The sequence below is a fragment of the Lyngbya sp. CCY1209 genome (assembly GCF_035615495.1).
Taxonomy (GTDB): domain Bacteria; phylum Cyanobacteriota; class Cyanobacteriia; order Cyanobacteriales; family Microcoleaceae; genus Limnospira.
Genome location: NZ_JAJENU010000466.1, coordinates 1 through 1490 on the forward strand (window position 1 = coordinate 1; position 1490 = coordinate 1490).

Sequence of the window (1490 nt, forward strand, 5' to 3'; positions counted from 1 at the left end):
GAGAGTTCCGACCTCATTTAGTATCGTGTGATACTAAACTTGGAACATACAGACAGTTATAAGGCTGGTCAGGGGTGTGCCCCTTATATTCATCTGAGGGGATGAAAGCCATACCAGGAAGTTATTTCGGGCATTTCAGCCTTATTTCGTTCCTGAACGAATCGCACCGTGCCAAAGATTGTATCACGGCGATCGCGTCGGGCGAGGAGTTTCCCGGCGAGCCGGCAAAGTTTAAAATCATCTTAAGGTCAGCCGGTGGGGGCGACCGGTTTTTCGGGCGGCGGGGGTCCGGCGCCGAGAATGTTGGGGATCTCGGCCCGGTGCACTTTTCGATCGCCAAAGTTGCGTGTTACCATTCATACTCGATTGAATTCGTGATGAATGATGTCCCATTTCAAGTCCCTATACGGTGAGTTAGGAATGGCTGATGGCTCTTCAAGCGGGTTTGGTCTCGAATTGTCTTAATACAACCAAAGTGTGAAATCGAAGCGAATGGGTCCGGCTACGGGGTTCATAGGAGGGTGTATTTTTACCGTCATGGCGGCTTTCGTGCTCCTGTTGGCGTGGTTGGTCTTCGGCGACCAGTCATCGGCGCAAAAGCAGTCCTCTCCCACGGATTTTTCCTATGGGATTCTTCCTCCTCCGCCCAACTCGTCGGAGCAACCTTACGGGACAATTCCACTTCCCTCCCTCCCTGTGCCATCCCCCCTCAATCAAGGTGAGTCCAATTCGGATTCTCAATTTCAAAATCAACTCGAACGCCAACAGACGACAACCCAGCAACTGACCACCCAACTCGAACGGCATCGGGTTCAGATCGAGCAACTGACCAGCCAGGTCGAACGGCATCGGCTGCAAATTGAAAGCGTCACCGGCCAACTGGAACAGCAGCGGCTCAGAAACGAACAGTTGATGATGCAGTTGCAAGAGCAGCAGCGTCTGATCGGCACTCTGACGGTCGATCAGGGACGCCTGTCCCAACAATCCCATGCCGGTGTCGGCGGGCTGCAAAGTGCGCTGCTGTGGTTTCTGGTGGGAATTATTCTAGCCGTCATCATCGGCGGCAGCATTTTTGCGGTGGGGTTGGTGGTGATGCTCACCCAATCTGGCCGACGTTCCGAGCTCAAACGCTATCCCATTCAACCCATCGACATCTGGCCCTATCGGATCGAGGAAGAACCCGCCGAGTTTTTGCCTCCTCAAATGCGATCGCGCCGTCCCCGTTAAGATCGGAACCCAAATCACGGGACTCTCAAAATGGGGAATCTGAGACCGTCTGCCGGACAATCTTCCCGATGGAACCCTTTGGCTCGGGGGGCGCGGGTGGCGTTTGCGGTACAAGTCTCCGGAATGGGGCTGACCTATCTCGTCCACCTACTGCTGGCCCGCCGGATGGGGACGGCGGAATTCGGCATTTACAAAAGTAGCAACAACTTTAGGATTTTCTCTTAAAGGAGTTGGTAGAGGCACATTGACTATGCCTTTAAGAG

Annotated in this window: 2 protein-coding genes; both read left to right on the forward strand. The window is 53.8% G+C overall.

The window, feature by feature from the left end:
- Positions 1–492 precede the first annotated feature (492 nt).
- Positions 493–1227, forward strand: a complete 735-nt coding sequence (locus LKE08_RS14800) for a hypothetical protein (protein ID WP_324705009.1) — start codon at positions 493–495, stop codon at positions 1225–1227.
- Positions 1228–1257: 30 nt separating this feature from the next.
- A complete protein-coding gene (locus LKE08_RS14805; RefSeq protein ID WP_324705010.1) occupies positions 1258–1452 on the forward strand; it encodes a hypothetical protein in 195 nt (64 codons plus the stop codon).
- Positions 1453–1490 lie beyond the last annotated feature (38 nt).